Source organism: Alkalibacterium indicireducens (assembly GCF_039522005.1).
Lineage (GTDB): Bacteria > Bacillota > Bacilli > Lactobacillales > Carnobacteriaceae_A > Alkalibacterium > Alkalibacterium indicireducens.
The window spans coordinates 1-4296 of record NZ_BAAADA010000131.1 but is presented as its reverse complement, the minus strand read 5'-3'; the positions used below and the strand labels follow the sequence as shown (position 1 = coordinate 4296).

Sequence of the window (4296 nt, the reverse complement as noted above, 5' to 3'; positions counted from 1 at the left end):
TCCGATTGGTATAGTCAGTGGGCCTTCACCACCTTTAATTTTTAGTTTTCATAAAAAATTTGACAGTTCCAGGTTGTCTCTAATTAAAATAGGAAAGTTAACGTAAGCATTCAGTGAAAAGAAAATCACCCAATTAATATCCTTGAGTATATTCTAGAGCAAGTTATACTTGCTGTAAAACGATATGCATAACTTCAAGTAAATGCATAATTAAAGTTCCAAAAAAGTTATGTGAAAATAATATCAAAATGATATTTATACCATTGACTTATCACCTGATAACTGGAATAATAAGAACAAATCACCCCTTTAATTACAGTCCCGTGAGTCTGGAAAAGGTGAAAGTATAGAGTATGCCGTTCTATGCCCTCTTTATTGCCCGTGGAAGATGGGCATATTTTTTATATGGGTTATTGTGAAGTTTTTATTAAAAGTCTATTATAATAGTTTTTTGAGATACACCTTTAAGCAAGTCCTGTGAGACATGCAAGGTTGTAATGAGTTTGTGCGGATTTTTTTCTGTACGTGTCCTCTTTGCAGCTTAGCAGAGAGGTTTTTTTGTGCATTGAGATTGCTCAAGAAAACCTTCAGATATAAGTATAGTAATTATTAATTAATGGAGGAGATAGAAATATGAAATTAATCAATGCAGAATTGCGAGGACTAGAAGTCATAGCAGATAAAACGATTAAAATGGAAATCCTAATGGAAGGGGCATTGCTTGAAACCATTCGACCCGGCCAGTTCGTTTATATTCAGATTGGTTCTTCAAGCGAACATATGCTTCGCCGTCCAATTTCCATAGCTGACGTCGATAGTAAAAAAGGTTTACTCACACTTGTTTTCAAAGAGCTGGGAGAAGGAACACGTAAACTCAGCAACATGAGGGAAGGTGAGCCGCTTAATATGCTCATTCCCTGTGGAAACGGCTATAAAATTGATCAGATAGAAATGACAAATGCTCTCCTGATTGGAGGAGGAATTGGAGTCCCTCCACTTTATTATCTGGCAAAGGAACTTGTAAAGAAAGGCATTGGAGTTACCACAGTCATTGGCTTTCACAATGAAAAAGATGTCTTTTTTGAAGAAGAGTTTAAAAGACTTGGAAACTGTTATGTCACCACAAATGACGGCAGTTATGGACAGCGCGGTTTTGTTACAGACATTATTAAGAGTGAACAACCAGTGTTTGATTATTATTTCGCCTGCGGACCCAATCCGATGTTAAAAGCAATCGAATCGACTCTAAAAGATAAAAAAGGCTTTCTCTCACTGGAGGAGCGTATGGGATGTGGGGTTGGTGCCTGCTATGCGTGCGTCGTACCAACTCAAGATGAAAAAAGCAGTAAGAAAATTTGTCAAGATGGTCCAGTCTTCCATACAGGAGAGGTGAAAATATAATGTCTCTAGCAGTCAACTTACCGGGGTTACAATTGAAAAATCCAGTTATGCCGGCTTCCGGCTGCTTCAGTTTCGGACGTGAATACAGTCAGTTTTATGATTTAAGCGAACTGGGAGCCATTATGATTAAGGCCGCTACTGAAGAGAAGCGATTGGGTAATAGTACACCTCGCGTAGCGGAAACAAAATCAGGTATGCTGAACGCTATTGGGCTGCAGAATCCGGGAGTACGAAGTATTATTGAAACGGAATTGCCCTTCCTTGGGTCTTTTGATTTACCCGTCATAGCTAATATTGCCGGCAGTACAGTTGAGGAATATGAGAATGTTGCTGCAGCGTTTAGGCAAACGGATCTAATTCATGCGATTGAACTGAATATATCCTGTCCCAATGTAAAAGAGGGCGGTGTGCAGTTCGGTATGATTCCAGAAGTAGCCTATGAAGTGACCAAGCGTGTTAAAAAGCGGTCTGATGTCCCCGTTTACGTTAAATTATCTCCAAATGCTGCGGACATCGTCGCCGTAGCAAAAGCGGTAGAACGTGCAGGTGCCGATGGACTAACGATGATTAACACCTTGACGGGTATGAAAATTGATTTAAATAGTAGAAAACCGTTATTGAGCAATAAGGTTGGCGGGTTATCGGGACCGGCGATAAAACCTGTCGCTATTCGAATGATCTATGAGGTATATCAAGCTGTTAGTATTCCCATCATAGGGATGGGGGGCATTCTCACAACGGAAGATATTCTGGAATTTTTGATGGCCGGTGCGAGTGCCGTTGCTGTCGGGACGGCCAATTTTCAAAATCCGATGATATGCAAGGAATTGATTGATCAGTTACCCGCCACGCTGAGGAAGTATGGGTTTGACAGTGTCAACGATGCTATTGGTAGTGGGCATGATTAGGGCTTAATAACACAGAGAAAAAAATAATAGTTTCTGATCCACAGCGCTGCTGTCTAATTTAATGTAGTCAGTTTTCAGTTAGAAATAATCGTTCTCCAAGCTCTTTAATGTTAAAATAGAAAGAGTAGTGTAAAAAGAAGCAAAGGAGAATAACAGTGAAATTAATTACATGGAACATCGATTCATTGAATGCAACCTTAACGAGCGACTCCAATCGTGCAGTAATGTCCAGAGAGGTTATGAATACCATTATCGAACAGAATCCTGATATTATTGCCATCCAAGAAACAAAACTACCTAGAACGGGCCCTTCAAAAAAACATGATAAAATTTTGAGTACACTATTCCCGGACTATGAATACGTCTGGAGAGTGTCTGAAGAGCCGGCTAAAAAAAGCTATGCGGGAACGATGTTTTTGTATAAGAGCCATCTGAAGCCAGAAGTTTCCTATCCTGAAATCGGAGCACCGGATACAATGGATAAAGAAGGACGGATTATCACACTCGAATTTGATGAGGTATACGTGACTCAAGTCTATACGCCAAATTCAGGGTCAGGCCTGGTCAGACTAAAAGAGCGCCAAATCTGGGACGAAAAATATGCCGACTATTTATCATCTTTAGACGAGAAAAAAGCAGTAATCGCAACGGGTGACTACAACGTGGCACACAAAGAAATTGATTTGGCTCACCCTGAGAGAAATCACAAGTCAGCTGGGTTCACTGACGAAGAGCGTGAAGGATTTACACGCTTATTGAATAGAGGATTTACAGATACCTTCCGTCATCTGCATGGTGATGTAACTGGACGCTATTCATGGTGGAATCAGCGTGCTAAAACGAGTAAAATCAATAACTCCGGCTGGAGAATTGATTACTGGCTCGTAAGCAGTCGTCTGGCAGATAAAGTACAAACATCTGATATGATTGACTCAGGAGACCGCCAGGATCACACGCCTTTAATGCTTGAAATTAATCTGAGTATGTAAGAATAAGCTCCATCGAGCTACTAAAGTGTAAAAATTGAAAATCTCCCCTACCGACAACATAAAACTGTCAGTAGGGGAGATTTTTTTGCATTTTAATGAAAGTCAGTCAGCTTTTCCAAATCATCCAGATTGTTTTGATTCTTAACGTGAATTTTTAGAATCGCCTCTTTTGCTGCTTCAATTGCCTCACGTAGATTGGGATCGAACTGTGTGCCGAGATTAGTCAAAACCTGCTTGTATGCTTCGTTAAAGGAAAGACCTCTGCGATAAGCTCTGGTGGATGTCATGGCATCAAAAGCATCTGCTACAGCCAAAATACGCGCTTCTAGAGGGATTTCAAGACCTTGAGAACCTTTAGGGTACCCTTTGCCGTCCCAGCGTTCATGATGGTAAAGAACGCCACATTTTAAGCCTTCAAGTCCTTCTACTTTTTCAACCATCTGAGCCCCAATAGTAGTATGGCTTTTAACCACCTCAAACTCACTTTTAGTCAGTTTATCAGGTTTTGTTAAAATGCCATCGGATATGTGGATTTTTCCAATATCGTGCAGCAGCCCACTTAGTCTGATGTTTTTTAGCTTGTTTTCATCCTGATACTGTGGGAGTTGCTGAGCGATGGCCACAGCATACTGGCTGACCCGTTCACTGTGGCCAAACGTGTAAGCGTCTTTAGCTTCCATTGCCACAATAAAGCTTTGAACAACTTGTTCCAGTTTCAACTCCATCGCATGTATGACAGTATTAACCTGTTTTTCATACAGCATATTCAGTTTAATCAGTAGAAGATAGCTGAATGTCGCTACGATAAGATATAACAAGAGACGATTAGATAAGTCTATCGTATCTGTTTCATAATACGTCCCTACTGGAAAAAAGAAGCTCACAATAGTCAGACTGATAAAGCCAACAGTGGAGGAGATTAATAATAACTCAAGTTTCGCACCCCTAAGAACGACGTTCTATCCTTTTACCGTAAAGATCAGTTAGAATATTGAACT

At 40.4% G+C, this 4296-nt stretch carries 4 protein-coding genes; 3 read left to right on the top strand and 1 reads right to left on the bottom strand.

Going from position 1 to position 4296, the window contains the following annotated elements:
• Positions 1 to 633: 633 nt before the first annotated feature.
• The 3 genes from ABFX15_RS07965 (at position 634) to ABFX15_RS07955 (ending at position 3298) form a co-directional block, all read left to right on the top strand.
• Positions 634 to 1401: a dihydroorotate dehydrogenase electron transfer subunit gene (locus tag ABFX15_RS07965; RefSeq protein ID WP_346024929.1), complete on the top strand. Its 768-nt coding sequence runs from the start codon at positions 634 to 636 to the stop codon at positions 1399 to 1401.
• Positions 1401 to 2309, top strand: a complete 909-nt coding sequence (locus ABFX15_RS07960; RefSeq protein ID WP_346024930.1) for a dihydroorotate dehydrogenase — start codon at positions 1401 to 1403, stop codon at positions 2307 to 2309. The genes ABFX15_RS07965 and ABFX15_RS07960 overlap by 1 nt, the downstream gene beginning before the upstream one ends.
• 155 nt (positions 2310 to 2464) lie before the next feature.
• The gene (locus ABFX15_RS07955; protein WP_346024928.1) at positions 2465 to 3298 is read left to right on the top strand and encodes an exodeoxyribonuclease III; all 834 of its coding nucleotides are present in this window, start codon (positions 2465 to 2467) and stop codon (positions 3296 to 3298) included.
• A gap of 92 nt (positions 3299 to 3390) precedes the next feature.
• On the opposite strand, the gene ABFX15_RS07950 is transcribed toward ABFX15_RS07955, so the two are convergent.
• Positions 3391 to 4182 (bottom strand): HD-GYP domain-containing protein, encoded by a 792-nt coding sequence (locus tag ABFX15_RS07950; RefSeq protein ID WP_346024927.1) that lies wholly within the window; start codon positions 4180 to 4182, stop codon positions 3391 to 3393.
• Between the last annotated feature and the right edge of the window lie 114 nt (positions 4183 to 4296).